Below are 19,020 nucleotides of genomic sequence, written 5' to 3'. Positions count from 1 at the left end.
GTATCTCAAGAAAAGGATCCTCAAACTAATCCTTCATGGAAGCCAATTGGTACAGAGCAAGGAGCAAAACCTGATATGAAATTTAAAGAAGGAACAGTAGATTGGAGTGAGATGAAAAAAGCAATCTCTTATGCTGTTGATGTTCCAGAGAGCCAATTGATTTTCGATTTTATTGGAAATAATGGTAATAATAAAGCCTACGGTAATGTACGAGATAAACAAAGTAATAAAAAATATAAGGTTAATATTGATTGGGTAGAGAATCAGGGGTGGAAACCAGTATCTGTACAAGTGGTAAAATAAATAGTAGAAATGTAATTATATGTTTAAAAGTTTACTCTTGTAAAACTCATAAAAAAGTTTGTTTCAATCAGGACTCTTTTGTTATGTTGACAGCATTAATTACTCAGACTCAATTGTGAGATCCTGATGCAGACAAAGTTCGAAGCTTATTAAAATCTATCTAATTTAGTGCTTCGAAAGGTTCAAAATTGCATTTTTAAAGCATTAAATAATTAATGGTACCTTTTGAAATATTTTTGGTCTCATTTTATTAGAAACAATTCCGTCTATATAACTAAAAAATGTATTATGATATCTATTGAACATATGAATAGGATAACAATTACCTGCTGTTAGCAAGTTGCAGTTTATCTAATAAAAAGATCACTTGTTTCTAAGACAAGTGATCTTTTTATATACATTTCCTTTACTATTTTTAAAATTGAATAGATATTTCAATCTGTGTAATTACAATAGACTTGATTAAAATTAAAACTGCAACAAGGATAATACCGTCCATATTTGTAGTAAGAAATATATATATAATATCTTAATGCAAGGTTGGCCTATGTTCTATGAAGATACTAAAGAATTATAGGAAACATTGAGAAACGGGAATTATTTTTATTACAATATTTATGCATCTTTAGGCCTAAATAGCTGGGTATTAGCTAAGAAACTTGAGATATTAGACTCCTATTAAGTTAAAAATGACCTTAAGTGTACTTCCCATAAAGAAAATTGTGTAAATAAGCTGTCCATATGGGCAGCTTATTGTATTTTTTGGCTTAGCTTGTTTTTTTCGAAGTGTTGGCGGTTCCTCTACAAGTATTCTTGCATTTAAATTATTTTTAATATATTATATTTATATGGTTATATAGAGATTGATGTATACAAAAAGGACTCAAATCTATTAATAAGATTTAAGTCCTTTTCAAAGATAAAAAGATTGTACCGAAATGGAATACAACTTATACTTTTCTTTTTAATATGTATCTAGTAAAAAGACATTTTTTATCAATAAAATTGTATTTTCAATATAAATGGAAGTTCATTTATATTGAATGATAGGAAATAGTGGGTCTAGAACATAGAGGAACAAAGAACCATACAGAGAAATTTGAAGAACCTGAAAGCTATTGTATGTAGTTTGTTCATCTCAAGTACAATAAAAGAGTCTTACCTCTGTAGGCAAGACTCCACTAGTATCTTTGTATAATATTTACATATCAACTAAAAAACAAAAACCATATAACACCAAGTAGCAGAATCCTAATATTCCTCCTACAGCTAATACTTGTTTAAACCAACTTTTAAATTTTATATTACTGTAAATATCTTGAACTTTTTCCATGTTTCCTCCTATTAAGGAGAACCCTTAAAGACTCTCACTTCGTTATGGTACCATTAAAGAATGGCTAATAGAGGTCAAATATTGTCAAAACGTATAAATATGCAATATTGCATACAGAAATGTATTGTTACAAATGTAAGCGCTTACTATAATGAAGGTATAAAGTTTAATCACATCCCAGTATTAACAAAAGAGGAGGAAATAATATGGAAATCGCAATGGCAGTTTTAAAATTTATAGGTGGAGCAATCCCATTAGTTCAAGAGCTTCTAAAAGCATTTATGTAAATTCACTATTTAGCAATTATTTATAAAAATTATCATTCGTATGAGTAAAGCCCCTTTAACAATATTAGGGGGCTTTTTAAATTTCTAAATATTTAAGGTTACGTCACTTTTAGCTAGCAGAATTAATAGAGCTATTGAATTTTATAAGAAACAAGAAGCAGTTTCCTCACCACCTAAGATTATTTTCTCTGGTGGACAAGGATCAGATGAAAATATTTCTGAAGCGAAAGCTATGCAGGAGTATGCTGTGAATAATAGGATTCCTCTAGAGAATACAATAAAAGAGGACCGTTCTACTACAACATACCAAAATATGCTTTTTTCAAAGAGAATTATGGAATCATTAAAAGGAACACAGTATAACTGCATTTTTTCTACAAACAACTTCCATGTGTTTCGCGCCGGATTATACGCTAAAATAGTAGGATTAAATAGCCAAGGAATTGGCTCAAAAACAGCCTTCTATTATTGGCCAAATGCGATGATTCGAGAGTATATTGCAATCTTCGTTATGAATCGTGTACGTCACAGTATTGTAATAGCAATTATTATGGGATTCTCTATCATAGCAACCGGAGTAAATTATTTATTTTTTTAAGGGTGTTGTATAACTTATATTTTGGGAGTTATCTTAGGTAAGGAGTCACCTTAGGGTGACTCCTCTTTTTTGTGTTTATATGGGTTGGTTTATTTAAATGTTAGACTACAATGCAAGTGATTGTTATGATGTTGATTAAAAAGGCAGCTGTTGTAGTCGTCTTTTTATTATCTTACAAAAGTGTAATCTTCATGTCATGTTCTTGAATTTCTTCTCAAATAAAAAGGGGTTATGATAACAGCATAATAAAAAACACATGAGGTGAATGACGTGAAAAGATATATTACACTTTTTAGTATTCTAGTTGTATTTGCTACAATGTTAGTTGGTTGCGATGTGAATCGTATGGGAAAAGATGAATACTATGTTCAAATTACAACTGATGCGAAAATAAAGTCAGGGGTATCTAAAGAAGGAAATAAATACACAGAGTATAATTATGAATTACAAGGATTTGACGAAAATGGTAATGAAAAAACAGTGAAATTTAATGGATTTAAAGAGCTTCGTAAAGAAGCATTCTTACGCGTGTTCCACTCCGATAAAAAAGGTGTAACTGCTTGGGAAGAGGTGAAGAAAGACGAGCTTCCTGGGAAGGTGAAAGAAAAATTAGACGTGAAATAAATGATTTATAATGGCGAACCCACATATTCGAAGGGTTCGCTGTTTTTTTGTGGGGTAATTTTGCCCAAATCCCCGAAAAGGGAGAATAAGCTAAATTAAGTAGGTATACCACCATATCGCCATAAAGACGTTATTCTTACGGTAGAATTATAGGAAAGGATGACGTTTTTTTATGTCTAATTCTGTATCTGACGACTTACAATTATTTGCACAGGAGATTAAGAGTCTTTTATCACCAAATACCTTACAGAATCTAGCTAGAGATGTTGGATTTGGGGTACTGCCACATCGCCATCAACCTAAGATTTTGAATTATCCCCAAAACGAAAATTTCATTCTTTCATAGTTGTCCATAGAAGTTCAGTTCGTTTTTTCGTTTATGGGAAGAATGTATTTTTTAACTTGATAGCACTGTGACGATTCCCCTAAGAGACCTAAAAAAACTATGTAAAGAAGGTTTTCCAAAAGATTAGGCATAGCGCTACTCTTTTTGGAAAACCCTAATCGATAAATTCGTGTTATTATTCTTGATATTGCTGTTGAACCGCCTCTGGTAGTTCCTCAAAGATTATTCTTTTAAAAATGTTAATAATACTTCATTAAATTCTTTTGTAGGAGTTGCGTTTAATCCATGAGGACAACTTGTATTAGAGCAAGTTTACTATCAGGAATGGAATCATATGTGCGTTTCCACTTAACTCAAAAGGTACAGTTGCATCAGAGTCACCGTGAATTATAAGATTTAATATAAATATAAAATTTACCAATATATATAAACCAGTATTATAGTTTGATACTAATTTATTTGATTCTTTTATTTATGTGCTTGTTAATTTAGCATAGATGATAAAAAATAAGGTTAATTGTCCTATTATCACAATATTCGGCACTACTATAATTAAATTAATAACAAAAAAGACTGCTAAAATTCCTAAAAACAAGCATAAATGATAAATATTCAAGCGGTGTTGTTCAAACCTGTATTGATGAAAAACAATTGTAGTTGACAGGAAATAGAGCAATACAGAACCAAAAACAAAATATAAGATAAAAGAATAATAGACCTCATGTAAAAATAATAATCTAATGGATGCTGCAACCATACTCAAAGACATTAAAATAAATAGATGACCGTAAATAATAATTTGACCAGAAGTTTGTCTAGACTTGTCGAGTTTCTTCTCCATGTTATCGAAATATTGCCACCACATCGAAATAATGAGGATAAATGAAATGATCGCAAAGCTTATTGAATCCCAATTTCCTTGTTTAGGTTGAATGACCACAAGAGTGCTTACAAGAGCTTCCCCAAAGAGAATAATGGAAAATAGACCAAATCTCTCTAACAAGTGGGCTGTATTTGTAGGAACCTTTTCTAAACACTTCCTTCCAAGCAGTGGGACAATAATATCGATAAGAATCCCAAAATATAACACAGCATATCGAATCCAAGAATCAAAAAAGACGGATAATAATGAAATAACGATTCCAATCCAAAAATATCTTCCTAAAAAGAGTGCTGCTTTTTTTCGAGCCCCCTCTTCTATACGCTGGACAACAAGATATTGAATTGCAGTCACGACCCTTAAGCCAATATAGCCAATTAAAAAAGAAAGATAATAAGGATCAAAATCAGCTGATAAGCTTGATGTCATTATTAGGACAAAAAACATTTGCAGGATCAAAAAAATTCTTTGATGAAATAAATCTTTTCCAAACCGGTTAACAAAGATGGTTTGCCCTACCCAAGCCCACCAGATCGGAATAAAAATTAAGACAAATTTTACTAAATACTCTGCATGGATTTGACCATCTTCAACATGAAGTAAAACATGAGTCGCAGCCGTCACTGCCGCCACAAATAACAAATCATAAAAGAGTTCTAACCACGTCACTTTCTTTTCTTCCATTTCGGTACTCCCTCCTTATAGTTAATAGTATGCTAAAAAGATATAGTAATTGGAAGAGAAAATAATATAGACATAAACCATTTTTCCTCATTATTGTATTCAACATAATCCCCTGGAACGTCAGTGTTACATTTTATATAGTTGGCTACCTTTAAAATTTTAATATTAAAATACAATACTTTTAGACCGTTTAGTTTTTCTCCTATGTCATCCGCTACGATTCTATCTCCACCATATAGGGGACACCCTATATTCCCATCAATTTAAGAAATTTTAATACCTTTAAGTACAAAAAAACGTTATCATTTCTAAACAGGATAGATTAGAAATGATAACGTATGGATGATACTAGCTTATATTAGTCTTTCTGGTGCTGTGATGGTATATCATACTAATTAATAAAATGAAAGAATGTAGCAATAATAATTCTAGAATTTTTTATCATAAAGATGTAGCAACTATAGAACGCTTAGTAACAGCTATGAACAAGAAGAACGTAAAGCTAGAACAGGCTATAAATCGAGCAAGGTCAAGTATTGAAGAAAATGAGATAGCAACTGTTGCTACAGATAGTGTAGCGGATACAGAACACGAACTTCATCACATGAGGTCTTTGGAATTGAACTGACGGGTAACTTTAACAAAATAAGGAGTACAATTAAACAGCCTAAAATATGCAAGTTTTTATGCGAAACTGCTTGCGTATTTTGGCTATTTTTGCATTCGTAAAAGTGCTATAAGTAAACAGCATTTTTAAATTGCCAAATACCCCCATGAGATCAATGGGACTTATATTCCATTTCTTTATCAGAATTATATTAAGAAGTGGAAATAGTATAAGTACCCAAAAAACGATAATAAAAACTGTATTCATCAGTTTCTACTCCTTATGTGAATCATAAAGTTATTATCCCGTTTATTGTGGGCTGATTAAAGTTTCACTTTATCTCTCCGTCTCAAAAAACTCAATCCACTCTCCATCAGGGCCAGCGAAGAATATGTAACGTGTTCCATCTGGTAATGTTTCGATTTCTTCTCCTAGTAAAAAGGTTACGCCGTGTTTTTGTATTCTTTCAATTTCATCCTCTAATGAATCTACCTTAAAGCAAATGTGATGTACTTTTCCTTCTGCCGGAAGAGAAGAGTTATAACCTTCAATGAGTTCGAGTATCGTTTCCTTCGATTCTTCCACACCTAAAAAAGCGAGTTTTAAGTCTGGGTTCGGGTGCCCCATACGTTTAAGGAGCTGTAAGCCGACTACTTCTTCATAAAATGAGATAGATGCTTCTAAGTTTGCAACCATAAGTCCAACGTGTTCTATTCTTCTAACTGGCATGTAGATTCCTTCTTTCTGAAAATTATATACAATATATTATTGAAAATTAAGAAAATAAGCAAGATAAAAACCTTACAAATTTTAGCGTGTTATATGGTATAGTGAGAAAGTATGTTTGGGGAGAAGGAAGGAGATTATACGATGAATACAACTACTCAAACTCCTTCATTATCGGAAACGATGAAAGAGTGGCATTATGCATTAGCATATGAAATTAAACATTGGAAAACGATAGGTGGTAGTAAAATTTCTATCATGAATGGTCGTTTTTTATATACAGATTATGAAAGTACAGTATACGTATTTCAGCTTATTTCGGAAGTAAGCTTACCTGAAGGTTCACCGATTCGAATTGAGTTCGATGGTGAGGAAGCGACAGGAGAAGTATTATCTGTACATGGATTAGAAATAGAACTGAAATTAAATGATTATATACAAGGTGAAATAAGAGAAGCGGTTTTATACAGTGAACCGTGGCAACTTTTAGAGCAACTGCAAGAGCGATTGAAAGAAGCACGTAAAGATAAGCTGAAACGTAATCGTATAAAGCGTCTTGTTGATGGGACGAGCAGCCCGAAACATATTGAGAAGATGAAAAATCCAAAAAATGAACTGGCATATCGCGCGTTTTATAATCCGACAACGTACGTATGGGGACCGCCGGGAACAGGGAAGTCTTACAATTTATCACGTATTATTTCGGCCCATTATCAAAAAGGAAAATCGGTACTTGTGTTAGCTCATAGTAATGCGGCAGTAGACGTATTAATGAGTGAAGTAACGAAGCAAATTGAGAAGAAAAAGAAATGGACGCCTGGCGAAATTGTTCGTTACGGTTATAGTCAACATGAACATATACGAAATCATGAAACGTTACTTGCATCTAAGTTAGTTGAAACGACGAACGGATCATGGGGTGAGGAAAGACTCTACTTGGAAGAAACACGCCAAGAGCTTCGTGAAAAAATCTTATCGTATAAGGCAACGTCCTCTGATAAGAAGCGTATGCAGGAGATTGAAAGTGATCTTCGAAAGCAAAAGGCTAAAATTAAAGAAGTAGAAAAAGAATATATTGAAAATGCGAAAGTAATCGGCGCAACTTTATCGAAATGTGCCATTGATGCGCTAATTTATGAGCGTACATTTGATTTAGTTGTCGTAGATGAGGTGAGTATGGCGTTCGTTCCGCAAATTGCATTAGCTGCTTCACTTGGAAAACGTATCGTCGTTTGCGGTGACTTTTTACAGTTACCTCCAATTGCGATGGCAAATCATGAACTCGTTCGCAAATGGCTTGGGGAAGATATGTTTTACCATGCTGGGATTGTGGAGTCTGTTAATAAATCAGAAGCACACCCAAACCTATTTATGTTGCAGGAACAAAGACGTATGCATGCGGATATATCGAAGTTTACGAATTCGTTTATTTATAAAAATAGAGTATACGATCATCCGTCTGTTTCAGAGCGTAAAGAACTTGCGCAATTGCAGCCGTTTGCAAATGAAGCGAGTGTTTTATTTGATACGAGCCAAATGGGAGCTTTTTCGTTAAAAGATGCTGCTTCTGGTTCACGTTTTAACATTATGTCTGGTTTAGTAGCAATGCAAATGATGTTAATCGGATTGTTAGACGGTGTTCAATCAATTGGTATTGTGACACCTTACAGGGCGCAGTCACGCTTTTTATCGACGTGTATTAGAGAAATGTTGCAGAGAACGAAATATCAAAACATACCAGTTTTAGCGGCGACAGTTCATAAGTTCCAAGGTTCTGAAAGAGATATGATGATCTTTGATACGGTTGACAGTTATCCGCAAGAACGACCTGGCGTATTATTCTTTGACCATAAAAACCATCGCCTCGTCAATGTAGCAGTGACGAGAGCGAGAGGGTAACTAACTGTTACGATTTATTTAACCAATTATAACGAAAGTTAATTAAATATATCAGTAAGCCCTGCTAGTCAAGTGATTGGCTAGTAGTGAGGGTTAACTGCGGGCAATCCCTAAAGCTGATTGAACTACAACGTGGCTAGAAATAGCGAGCGTGAATGTCGCGAAAGCAGAAAAAATCAATCAGATGGTGCAAGGTTAAATCCTAAACACTAGAACAATGGGTCTTCCGCCTCGAATCATCTAAGTCAAAAGTGATAAGATGAACGTTCAACGACTATCTCGTATAACTGACGAGAGTACATCACAAGCTTATGGTGGTGGAAAAATCCTCTATCTCTAAGTAGATAAACATATAGTCTGCGCTCATGTGAAAACATGAGAAGTTCATAAGAGAACTGGCTAAGGAATTGCGGCCCTAGTTGAACAAGATAAATTTTATTGAATCTATCAAACTTCATTGAATTCATCGAACGTACGTGCTGCGATAGGTTCAATGAGGTGAGAATAATAATGAAATTTTCACGAGTTAGTCAAGTATCGGAATTAACAGGTTTGTATCCTGGTAGTCTCAGGAGAATGCTGGTGGAACACGCTACGATTCAGAAGAACAAATCTTTCATTAAAGGAGTTACATTCTGATGATATTGGCGAAGAAAGTTAGACTGATTCCAACGCCTGAACAAGAAAAAGTGCTTAGAAACCATGCTGGTGCTGCAAGATTTGCTTATAACTATTGTAAAAGAATGAGTGATAGATACTATAAGCTATTTGGAAAATCTGTTTCACAGTTAGCTTTACAGAAACGATTTACAAAGATCAAGAAGCGAAAGAGATATGAGTGGTTAAAAGACATTAATGCACAAGTTCCCAAACAGGCTTCAAAAGATTTTGATACGGCGAGAAAAAATTCGTTCAAAAAGTACAAAAATGGTTCTCACACTTCTTATAAATCCAAAAAAGATTTAATCCAAGGATTTTATGCCAATTATGAAAGACTGATTATAGGAAAGAAAGTCGTTCATATTCAGTCTATTGGAGAAGTGAAAACAAGCCAACAACTACCAAGAAACAAAAAACCATCCAATCCAAGAGTTACCTTTGATGGTCGTCACTGGTGGATTAGTGTAGGATTCCAAGAAGACTTTGAATTCCAAGAACTAACGAACGAGTTGATTGGTGTGGATGTTGGGTTAAAAGAGTTGTTTGTAGCTTCTAATGGTATGAAAGAACGAAATATAAACAAAGATGCCAAGGTTAAAAAGCTTTTGAAAAGGAAAAAGTCAGCACAAAGAGATATGTCTAGGCGATTTAAAAAAGGTGTAAAAATTCAATCTGCCGGATATGAAAAAGCGAAAGCTGAGCACCTGCGGTTATCTAGGAAAATTACGAATATCCGAAATAACCATATCCATCAAGCAACAGCTAAATTGGTGAAAACCAAACCAATGAGGATTGTTGTGGAAGACTTATCTATCTCAAACCTGTTAAAAAACAAAAAGCTATCGAAAGCATTTTCATTTCAAAAATTAAACTTCTTCTTTCAATGTTTGTCATACAAGTGCGAGAAGTACGGCATTGCGTATGTAAAAGCTGATAAATGGTTCGCCTCAAGCAAGATTTGCTCATGTTGCGGCGTAAAATACGACCATTCAGTTCAACCAGAAGGACAGTGGAGTTTAAAGATTCGTGAATGGCGTTGTGCTTCATGCAATAGCCATCACGATAGGGATGTAAATGCTGCGATAAATTTATCAAGATGGGTAAAATAAATGCTTGATAATAGGAGGTAACGATACTGCCTCGTGTGGAGTGTTATACCCCTCGTCCCTTCGGGGTTGCGAGAACACGATGAAGCACTAACTCGTGTAAATTTGATTGAATTGTATAGATTTAGTTAAGTTTATCGTATCGGAAGTTCATTCAATTATCAGATTGCCACTACATGCGCAAAAATTTATCGAGAAAACAAGCATTATCACAATTAACAGCTCATATAGAACGTCACGGAGATGTGTATGATCGCACGACATCAAGACAATTGTGGGAACGAAAAATATCGAAACGTTTACGCTGGTTTATGGAAATGAATCTTGAGGAAACGAAAGGGCTATTAAAAGATATTTTAGCAGCAAAACGAAAAATTATTATTTCACTTCCAAGTACAAAACAAGTGGATAAGAGAGTATGGCAAGCGTTAATGCGTACAAATGCGCAAATAACAGTGTATAGTGACGGACCAGTTCCACTGAAAAATGTAAAGTTACAAAGACAAAATAAAGCATTCCCGTTCCTAGTAATCGATGATGAAATCTTCTGGGCAGGCGCACCGCTTACATCTCAAATGATGTTTGAAGGTAGTACGGAATTTCCGTACGTATGTGCAAGACTGCAAGCACCTGAGACAATTGGTGTATTAAAAGGATTTTTAGATATTCGGTAAATTCGGATAGGAATTCCTTGACTTTTACTTGGAATGAACTTAGAATAAAAAATAATTTAATATAATTTTATGAAAATTCTTATCACGAGAGGTGGAGGGACTGGCCCTATGATACCTCGGCAGCGGATTCGTTATGAATACTGTGCCAATTCCAGCAAGGTAACTTGAAAGATAAGAAAGAAGCTCATTTTGACTGTATATACAAAAGCCTCTTTCTATCTTTTAGAAAGAGGCTTTTTTACGTGAAAATAAAAGGAGGAAGAAAAATGGGAGAGACAGGAGTAGCGTCACAAAGAAAAACAATTGAAGAGAGTATCGAAAGAAATAAGGAAAAGTACATAGAAACAAGTCATGATATTCATGCGAATCCGGAGATTGGAAACCAAGAGTTTTACGCATCAAGAACGTTAAGTTTATTACTAGGTAGTGCAGGGTTTCAGTTGCAGCACAATATAGCTGGACATGAAACGGGATTTATCGCGCGAAAAAGCTCTGGAAAACAAGGACCGGCAATTGCATTTTTAGCGGAGTACGACGCTTTACCAGGACTCGGTCATGCGTGTGGTCACAATTTAATCGGCACAATTAGTGTTGCAGCAGCAATTGCATTATCAGAAACACTTGAAGAAATTGGCGGGGAAGTTGTCGTGTTTGGTACGCCAGCAGAAGAAGGCGGGCCAAATGGTAGCGCGAAATCAAGTTATGTAAAGGCAGGTTTATTTAAAGACATTGATGCGGCGCTTATGATTCATCCGAGCGGAAAAACAGCGACAACGAGTCCTTCACTAGCAGTCGATCCACTTGATTTTCATTTTTACGGAAAAACAGCTCACGCTGCAGCTTCGCCAGAAGAAGGGATTAACGCATTAGATGCGGTTATTCAGCTCTATAACGGTATTAATGCACTTCGCCAACAACTTCCGTCAGACGTGAGAATTCATGGCGTCATTACAGAAGGAGGAAAAGCACCTAACATTATTCCTGACTACGCTGCAGCAAGGTTCTTCATCCGTGCAGCAACGCGAAAAAGATGTGCAGAAGTAACAGAAAAAGTAAAAAATATTGCTGAGGGAGCAGCGTTAGCAACAGGTGCGAAAGTAAAAATCCATCAATTCCAAAATGAAATCGATGAATTACTCGTAACAAAAACATATAACGATATTGTAGCGGAAGAACTAGAACTATTAGGTGAAGATGTAAATCGTACAGAAAGAGTAGGAATCGGTTCAACCGACGCAGGAAACGTAAGTCAAGTCGTACCGACAATTCATCCGTACATTAAAATCGGACCAGATGATTTAATTGCACATACGAATGAATTTAGAGAAGCAGCACGTTCAGAACTTGGAGATAAAGCATTAATTACATCGGCAAAAGCATTAGCAAATACGGCGTATCGATTAATTACGGAAGAAGGGGTGTTAGAGAAGGTGAAGGAGGAGTTTAGAGAGGCGCAGAGGAATCAAGGGTAAGGGGATTAAGGTACTTTTTTCGAATAGCAATCTAAATAATAAGTAGAGATATAAAAAAGAACATTGAAAATCAATGTTCTTTTTTTGTTACTAATCATTAATTTTGTTGGATTTTCTCATAAAGGAAAAGCTTTTACTGTTAGCGGAGGATAATACGTATCCTTTATTAGAATGACAATTTCTCCTCAAACTCACTCTTTAAAACAATTAAAGGAGATGACAAGCCAAATTGCATTAAAGAGTCTAAAAATGTAGCGAGAGAATCCATCGAATCGCTCATGACCTTCATCATATAATTAAACTCCCCACTAATTCGATATAAATCTGTTACTTCAGGAGCGGCATTACAAAATTGAATAAAATCAGAGCATTGGCTCGTTTTAAACATGATGAATGCTTGAATGTTTTTATTAATTTTTGCAGGCTCAAATTTCGTTCGATAAGCCGCTATAACTCCTTGATCTTCAAGTTTATTAATACGCTCTTTTACAGCAGGTTGCGTCATGGATATAATTCGTCCTATTTCTGAAACGGAAATTCTCGCATTTTCATACAACAAGTTCATAATTTTATGATCGATTTCATCCAGTTTTACTGTGTTTTGCATTGTGTAGCCTCCTTGTTTTGTTTTCTAAAGTGAATCATAAATTATAACTATAATATCATAAGTGAACGAACTAAATTACCTATAAATCTATATTTAAAATGATTGGTTTTTGCATGAAAATATAAGTATAGCATTCATCAAACGGAAATTTAGGAAGGATGGAAGAAATGAAGAATCTTAATGGAAAAGTAGCATTAGTAACAGGAGCGAGTCGCGGAATTGGCCGTGCGATTGCGATGAGATTGGCGAAAGATGGAGCATTAGTTGCGATTCACTACGGTCGAAATAAAACAGCTGCAGATGAAACGATTAGTGAGATTGAATCTAATGGAGGAAAAGCGTTCTTAATTGAAGCTGAACTCAATTCAATTGATGGTGTCAAAAAGCTAGTAGAACAGTTAAAGCATGAATTACAAATAAAAGTTGGTACATCAGAGATTGATATTTTAGTAAACAATGCAGGGATAGGTACACAAGGAACGATTGAAAATACGACAGAAGAAGTTTTTGATGAAATTATGTCTGTAAATATGAAAGCACCATTCTTTTTAATCCAGCAAACATTACCATTAATACGAGCAGAGGGTCGCATTATTAACATTTCATCAGCTGAAGTACGACTTGGTTTTACAGGCTCAATTGCATACGGCTTAAGTAAAGGTGCGCTTAATACGATGACACTGCCTCTAGCTAAACATCTTGGAGAAAGAGGTATAACAGTGAATACAATTATGCCTGGATATACGAAGACAGATATCAATGCAAAATTGCTAGATGATCCGGAAATACGAAATTTTGCTACTAACTCATCTGTGTTCGGGCGAATAGGGCAAGTTGAAGATATTGCAGATGCAGTAGCATTCCTTGCTTCTTCTGATAGCCGCTGGGTAACGGGGCAGATTTTAGATGTTTCTGGTGGGTTTTGTTTATAGGGTCACTACTCCATAGCCATCAAGCTAATCTAGTAATTTATAGAAAGATAGGCATACTAAAGAAGTCTATTAAAACGTGATTTTTTCGCTAGGCAACTTGAATCAGGGGGCATTTCTTTTTCTTAAGTTGACGGGTATGTATGGTGCCCCCGATTAGACGATAGTGAATGAACAATTTCGGGGTTCAGTTCAACTTTATTCAAAATAAGATTTTTTGCAGTAAAATCAATGTTAGTGGAACTTTTTTAAAAATTAACATAAATACTTGCAATATTCAAATTAGTACTATATAGTTCTAGTTATGACAAAGATAAAATTAATGAATCAAAAACGTGTGATTGAAGTAGCTGCAACATTATTTTTAGAAAAAGGGTTTGCTTATACAAGTATGGATGAATTAGTACGTGTAAGCAAAGTTTCAAAGTCTAATGTGTATTATCATTTTTCTAATAAGGAAGTATTATTAGAAGGGGTCGTTGATTATTGGATTGAAATGTATCAATCTGCAATTGATGACATACTTTCTCAGAACCAATTTTTAGTTGAAGATCGTATCCAACTGTTTTTAAAGCAATTATCACAAGGAGTTCAGTCGAGGGAGTATAGGGGGAGCTGTCCATTTATTACTCTTTATATTCAAAGTCCTAAACAGGCCACGCAAATAAAAGAAAAAATAGGTCTTTTTTTTACAGGATTACAAAAGAAAGTTTCTCTATTACTTAAACAAGGGGTAGAGAATGGAGAATTCAGAAATACGATTAATATTGATGAGGTTGCATCACTTTTTATTACAAATCTTGAAGGAGCGTTATTTATTTCAGAAACATTGAAGGATGCAACTGTAATCACGAAAACAGCAGATCATTTTTTAAAATTGCTTCGATAAAAGAAGCATTTTTTTTACATCAAATTAGTACTAAATAGTACTAAAAGGGGGATTTTATATGAGAACAGTATTTTTAACTGGTGGAACAGGCTTTATTGGAAAACAATTAGTAAAAGAATTAGCCAAAGAGGATGTTAAAATTCTTCTTTTAGTGAGGTCGAAAAATAAAGCAACACGCCTTTTTCAAGAAAGAGGCATCTTAAAAAAGGAAGTTATGCACTTTATTGAAGGTGATTTGACGAAAATAGATTTAGGTCTAAGTGCTGAAGATAAGGAGAGGGTATTGAAAACGGATGTGATTATTCACGCAGGAGGCCCCATGGATATTCAAGCGACAAGTAAAGAGGCAGCTTCCGTATTTTTAAATGGTGCCAAACATATTAGTGAATTAGCTAAAAGTATTCATCAATTGAAGGGTTTGCAACAATTTATTCATGTTGTAGGTTATATGAGTCCCTTTGATGATAAAAATAGCAAGATTGCAATTGATGTGTTTAAAGAAGGAAACAATTATTTGAAAATAAAAAATCCATATGAGAGAACAAAATTTTTAGCAGATCTTTATATCCGTCAGCAGGCATCAGCAGTAGGTTATCCGCTTTCTGTAATTAATCCGCCAACTGTAGTCGGTAGTAGTAAAACAGGGAGTACAGAGCAGATAGCAGGATTAGGTTTGCTTGTGATGAGTATGCGAAGAGGGCTCATGCCAGTGATTCCTGGAGGTAAGGGATATAGGTTACCACTTATTTCAAACGATGAGCTTGCGAAGTTTATTGTGCAGGTTTTCAGATTGGAGCAACCGACTATTCAAACATATACACTTGTTGAAGACAAACAGCACGATCAAAACATTGCTGAATTATTAAGTATTATGTCGGAAAGTATGAATATGAGGGCACCAAAAATCTCTGTTCCAATGCCATTTATGAAAGCAATTATGAATAGTGGAGGAAGTAAAATAACAAAAATTCCTTCTGATGGACTGAATTTTATTACAAAACAAAAATTTTCAAATGTTTCAGCGAAAAAAATTATGGGAGGAGATTGGTTTAAGAAGACGAGTGTAATGAAATTTTTCCCTGCCGTAGTAGCTGATCTGGATTATCGAATAATGTATCAAAATGGCCGGCATAATCATTTATTTAAACGAACATTATGCGATAACACTACCCTTTACCAATTACAAGGAAAGGGTAAACCGTTTATTTTATTACATGGTTTATTGAGTGATGGAGAGGATTTATTTCCTTTAGCACAAGAGCTTCATGAAAAAACTGGTCAACCTGTATGGATCTTGGATCTTCCAGGTTTGGGACGGTCTCCTTTTAAACAAGAGAAAAATCTTCTAGATATCTATTTGAATGTAGTGAAAAAGTTATTGGAGAAAGCTACGAATGGTGCGCATCTAATTGGACATTCATTCGGTGCGTTTATTCTTCTGGAAGCATTGGTACAAGAGTACATAGATAAGAAGTATTCAATCACTTTACTTCAGCCACCTGTTGCTAAAAAAAATGCTAAATCGCTAAATGTTCCTCAAGTTATGAACAAATGGACATTAAAATTGGCAACTACTAATTTGATAGAGCGTTATTTATTAAGTAATGGTTTGTTTGAAAGTATGGAGAGCATCCCTGAACATTATATTGAAAAGATAAGTAAAAGTTTTACTTCTCCTAGAATTTTAAATACTACGGTTCAGCTTAACAGTTTACTACTGAAAAACGATCAAGGTGATTTCAATGAAGTAACAAAGTATAATCTTCACATTATTTGGGGGGATTATGACAGAGCCTATTCTGCTCCATCGCATCTTGGTAAGGTTGATTTTGTTCCATATGGCCATCATTTTCCTCTTAGCCACCCGAGTGAAACGGCAACATTAGTAATAAAAAATAGTAATACTAGCAAATGAGAGTGTAGGATAAATAAAAAGTGTGTAGTAAGATCGTTGTGTCTTTGAAATAAAATCGTACTGTTTGGAGTCCCGCGAACAAGACGCGAATTTTGCACGCTAAGCAAAAAAACAATAAGCTGTCTACATGGACAGCTTATTTACATTATTCTCGTTATTGGAAGTTATTTTTAACTTTTCCTGATCTGAAAGAGTCAATCTTTTTTTGATTATATAATTTATCAATAATTATTCTTTTTTCTCCGGCTGATAGGAAAGAATAACGACACCTGAACTGGTCGTTCTTGTTTCGATCAGTTTTAAAGCCTTTGTATCGTTTCCGGTTTTAAAGAGATGCTTTCCGCTTCCCACGATAACAGGATTGACCATAAAATGATATTCATCAATGAGGTCGTGTTGCATCAATGTTTGGATAAGCTCACCACTACCATAAATTAAAAGGTTCTGACCGGGCTGTTCCTTCAATTTCGATATTTCTTCTACAATATTACCCTTGATAAGATTTGCATTCCATTCGGTTTTTTCTAAAGTTGTTGAAGCAACAAATTTAGGCATGCTGTTCATCTTATCAGCAAAACCTTCTTCATCAGTCATAGAAGGCCAGGCAGCTGCAAAACCTTGATAGGTTACTCGCCCTAGTAGAAGAGCTTCACTTTCAAACAGTAAATCGGATTGAAACTTTGCTACTTCTTCATTGAAATATGGAGCAGTCCAAGCTGGTTCCTCCATGACACCATCTAGTGAGAGGTACATCGATACAATTATTTGTCCCATTTTATTCTCCTTTAATTTTAAATTGAGATTTTTACATATTGGTAACACAATTATTAATTCTCCAGCTAGAGAAATTCTCCCTTTTTAATAGTTTCGACAAAATGTATTAATATATGTTTCGGAATAACTCAATATATATTAATAACTTTGAAATATTGTATAACTTCTAATTTTTATGCATTATTGATTAGAATTGCTTATTGTGCTAACGAATCAGGATAGTGTGGAGACCGACCAACTAAATAGTTGCTTATCCTCAATTATTAGAAGGAAAGTTCTATCATTTTGCGAATTTATTAGACATAGACGAGTGCTATAATTTTCTATATCTACATATAAGAGGTGACTACGCATGAATCAAAGACCGTCAGAAGAAGAATACGCCGGAAGCTCCGGCGAATATATCCGTTTGGTGCCGGACGGTAACATCATCGACATTCTGCTCGCCCAGGAAAAGCAAATGACAGAGCTCCTGGCATCGTTGACCGAAAGCCAGGCCACATATCGGTATGCGGAAGGAAAATGGACGCTGAAAGAAGTCGTGGGCCACATTACAGACGCGGAACGCGTCATGACCTACCGCCTGCTCCGGTTCGCAAGAGGGGACCAGACGCCTCTGACCGGTTTCGATCAGGAATTATTCATACCTCCTTTCGGAAGCTGGACAACCGCGCAATTGGCCGAAGACTACCGGGCCGTACGGCAATCAACGATCACATTGCTGCGCGGGCTACCGGCTGAGGCGTGGACCCGCAAGGGCACAGCCAACAACCTAAGCATTACGGCGCGCGCCCTCGCGTACGGCGTCGCAGGACACGAACTTCATCACATGGCGGTCATCCGAAATCGGTATTTGAGTTAATCGCCGGCTGAGGCCATTGGAATGGAACTAACACCTATCATACAATCTTTTAGATACCGTTCTTATGGGGGGCCCGCCCCACAACCATCTTAGACAATTTTTGAAATTAAAAGCACGTTACTATTCTCTTATGTTAATGAGAATAGTAACGTGCTTTTTATGAATATGCACCAAAAACAAGAGCATATCGATTTTTCTCATTTTGGGGTATTTGTTTTTCTTAGATTGAGGGTGATGGGGCACTACTCTATAATGATCAAATTAAAATTTAAAATAGTTATAGAGACTCCATTTCTCGGAAATATTGTAACTATTAAGTTGTAAAAAGAACCATAGTTTTTCATTTTTGAAAAGGTTATGGTCTTTTTTAATTGTAACAAAGATATGATGCGAGGAAGTTTTTTAGATAAATCAAAAAAACTTGATTAATAAGTTGCATATAGAACTCATCTACGTATATACTATAAACATCAAAAAAAGTTGATGAAGGGAAGTGAACTACAGTGGCACAAAATTTTCAGCTCTATGAGAAAAAGTTTAAAGCGTTGGCGGATCAAAAACGTTTAGAAATCATGTATGAGCTTTGTCAGCGAGGCCAGACGTGTGTATGTGATTTAACTGAAGTTTTTGAAATGACGCAATCTAAGTTGTCATATCATTTAAAGATTTTACTAGATGCAGGTTTAATTGTAAAAGAAACAAAAGGTACGTGGAGTTATTATGATTTAAATGATGCGGAAGTGAATAATTTATTATCAGAAGAATTGTGCTGTATCTTTAGAAAAACAGGCAAAGGTAGCTGTTGTTAAAATTTTATTCTATTAATCAAAAAATATTGATTAATT

At 35.0% G+C, this 19,020-nt stretch carries 14 protein-coding genes, 6 pseudogenes and 1 riboswitch; of the genes and pseudogenes, 14 read left to right on the top strand and 6 right to left on the bottom strand.

All coding sequences use genetic code 11. The annotated features are described in order from the left end of the window. Positions 1 to 303: YrrS family protein (locus tag BLT20_RS25430; protein WP_141769996.1), on the top strand; the 303-nt coding region annotated here is incomplete at its 5' end. 1,201 nt (positions 304 to 1,504) lie between these two features. Here the strand turns inward: BLT20_RS25430 and BLT20_RS31160 are convergent. Next, entirely contained in the window at positions 1,505 to 1,636 is a 132-nt protein-coding gene (locus BLT20_RS31160) for a hypothetical protein (RefSeq protein ID WP_000416932.1), read from the bottom strand. A gap of 99 nt (positions 1,637 to 1,735) precedes the next feature. Here BLT20_RS31160 and BLT20_RS31395 point away from each other — a divergent pair. From BLT20_RS31395 to BLT20_RS25420, 3 genes and pseudogenes are all read left to right on the top strand, one after another. Next, a pseudogene (locus BLT20_RS31395) lies at positions 1,736 to 1,923 on the top strand (hypothetical protein). A 94-nt stretch (positions 1,924 to 2,017) separates the two neighbouring features. Beyond that, positions 2,018 to 2,521 (top strand): annotated as a pseudogene (locus BLT20_RS25425) (YdcF family protein); the annotation flags it as partial. A gap of 270 nt (positions 2,522 to 2,791) precedes the next feature. After that, entirely contained in the window at positions 2,792 to 3,145 is a 354-nt protein-coding gene (locus tag BLT20_RS25420; RefSeq protein WP_000833211.1) for a YxeA family protein, read from the top strand. Between the two features lie 568 nt (positions 3,146 to 3,713). Here BLT20_RS25420 and BLT20_RS25415 read toward each other — a convergent pair. After that, positions 3,714 to 3,894, bottom strand: a pseudogene (locus BLT20_RS25415) (alpha/beta fold hydrolase); the annotation flags it as partial. A 69-nt stretch (positions 3,895 to 3,963) separates the two neighbouring features. Beyond that, a complete protein-coding gene (locus BLT20_RS25410; protein ID WP_000391548.1) occupies positions 3,964 to 5,055 on the bottom strand; it encodes a low temperature requirement protein A in 1,092 nt (363 codons plus the stop codon). A gap of 409 nt (positions 5,056 to 5,464) precedes the next feature. Here BLT20_RS25410 and BLT20_RS31390 point away from each other — a divergent pair. Continuing rightward, positions 5,465 to 5,647: pseudogene (locus tag BLT20_RS31390) on the top strand (hypothetical protein); the annotation flags it as partial. A 351-nt stretch (positions 5,648 to 5,998) separates the two neighbouring features. Here BLT20_RS31390 and BLT20_RS25395 read toward each other — a convergent pair. Then, entirely contained in the window at positions 5,999 to 6,391 is a 393-nt protein-coding gene (locus BLT20_RS25395) for a VOC family protein (protein WP_001145268.1), read from the bottom strand. 111 nt (positions 6,392 to 6,502) lie between these two features. Between BLT20_RS25395 and BLT20_RS25390 the strand changes: the two are divergent. From BLT20_RS25390 to BLT20_RS25375, 4 genes and pseudogenes are all read left to right on the top strand, one after another. After that, positions 6,503 to 8,284 (top strand): annotated as a pseudogene (locus tag BLT20_RS25390) (AAA domain-containing protein); the annotation flags it as partial. 641 nt (positions 8,285 to 8,925) lie between these two features. After that, the gene (locus BLT20_RS25385) at positions 8,926 to 10,056 is read left to right on the top strand and encodes an RNA-guided endonuclease InsQ/TnpB family protein (RefSeq protein ID WP_000599325.1); all 1,131 of its coding nucleotides are present in this window, start codon (positions 8,926 to 8,928) and stop codon (positions 10,054 to 10,056) included. A 143-nt stretch (positions 10,057 to 10,199) separates the two neighbouring features. Next, positions 10,200 to 10,727, top strand: a pseudogene (locus BLT20_RS25380) (disulfide oxidoreductase); the annotation flags it as partial. A 76-nt stretch (positions 10,728 to 10,803) separates the two neighbouring features. Next, positions 10,804 to 10,905: riboswitch (SAM riboswitch) on the top strand. A gap of 88 nt (positions 10,906 to 10,993) precedes the next feature. After that, positions 10,994 to 12,199, top strand: coding sequence for a M20 family metallopeptidase (locus BLT20_RS25375; protein ID WP_000504804.1), 1,206 nt, complete (start codon positions 10,994 to 10,996; stop codon positions 12,197 to 12,199). A gap of 166 nt (positions 12,200 to 12,365) precedes the next feature. On the opposite strand, the gene BLT20_RS25370 is transcribed toward BLT20_RS25375, so the two are convergent. After that, a complete protein-coding gene (locus tag BLT20_RS25370) occupies positions 12,366 to 12,806 on the bottom strand; it encodes an Lrp/AsnC family transcriptional regulator (RefSeq protein ID WP_001181719.1) in 441 nt (146 codons plus the stop codon). Between the two features lie 167 nt (positions 12,807 to 12,973). Here BLT20_RS25370 and BLT20_RS25365 point away from each other — a divergent pair, with 167 nt between their 5' ends. From BLT20_RS25365 to BLT20_RS25355, 3 genes are all read left to right on the top strand, one after another. Then, positions 12,974 to 13,738: an SDR family oxidoreductase gene (locus tag BLT20_RS25365; RefSeq protein WP_000793421.1), complete on the top strand. Its 765-nt coding sequence runs from the start codon at positions 12,974 to 12,976 to the stop codon at positions 13,736 to 13,738. Between the two features lie 319 nt (positions 13,739 to 14,057). After that, positions 14,058 to 14,624 (top strand): TetR/AcrR family transcriptional regulator, encoded by a 567-nt coding sequence (locus BLT20_RS25360; protein WP_001072314.1) that lies wholly within the window; start codon positions 14,058 to 14,060, stop codon positions 14,622 to 14,624. 58 nt (positions 14,625 to 14,682) lie between these two features. Further along, a complete protein-coding gene (locus tag BLT20_RS25355; RefSeq protein WP_001261123.1) occupies positions 14,683 to 16,539 on the top strand; it encodes an alpha/beta fold hydrolase in 1,857 nt (618 codons plus the stop codon). 228 nt (positions 16,540 to 16,767) lie between these two features. Here the strand turns inward: BLT20_RS25355 and BLT20_RS25350 are convergent, their stop codons facing one another. Beyond that, a complete protein-coding gene (locus BLT20_RS25350; RefSeq protein ID WP_000529756.1) occupies positions 16,768 to 17,313 on the bottom strand; it encodes a dihydrofolate reductase family protein in 546 nt (181 codons plus the stop codon). A gap of 352 nt (positions 17,314 to 17,665) precedes the next feature. Here BLT20_RS25350 and BLT20_RS25345 point away from each other — a divergent pair, with 352 nt between their 5' ends. After that, positions 17,666 to 18,175, top strand: coding sequence for a DinB family protein (locus tag BLT20_RS25345; RefSeq protein WP_001076319.1), 510 nt, complete (start codon positions 17,666 to 17,668; stop codon positions 18,173 to 18,175). A gap of 503 nt (positions 18,176 to 18,678) precedes the next feature. Then, positions 18,679 to 18,984 carry an arsenical resistance operon transcriptional regulator ArsR gene (gene arsR / locus BLT20_RS25335; RefSeq protein WP_002026021.1) on the top strand — a complete coding sequence of 102 codons (306 nt, stop codon included), beginning with the start codon at positions 18,679 to 18,681 and terminating at the stop codon, positions 18,982 to 18,984. Positions 18,985 to 19,020: the final 36 nt, after the last annotated feature.

The sequence above is a fragment of the Bacillus sp. cl96 genome (assembly GCF_900100505.1).
In the GTDB taxonomy this organism is placed as follows: Bacteria; Bacillota; Bacilli; order Bacillales; family Bacillaceae_G; genus Bacillus_A; species Bacillus_A cereus.
This window is presented reverse-complemented; position numbering and strand designations above follow the sequence as displayed.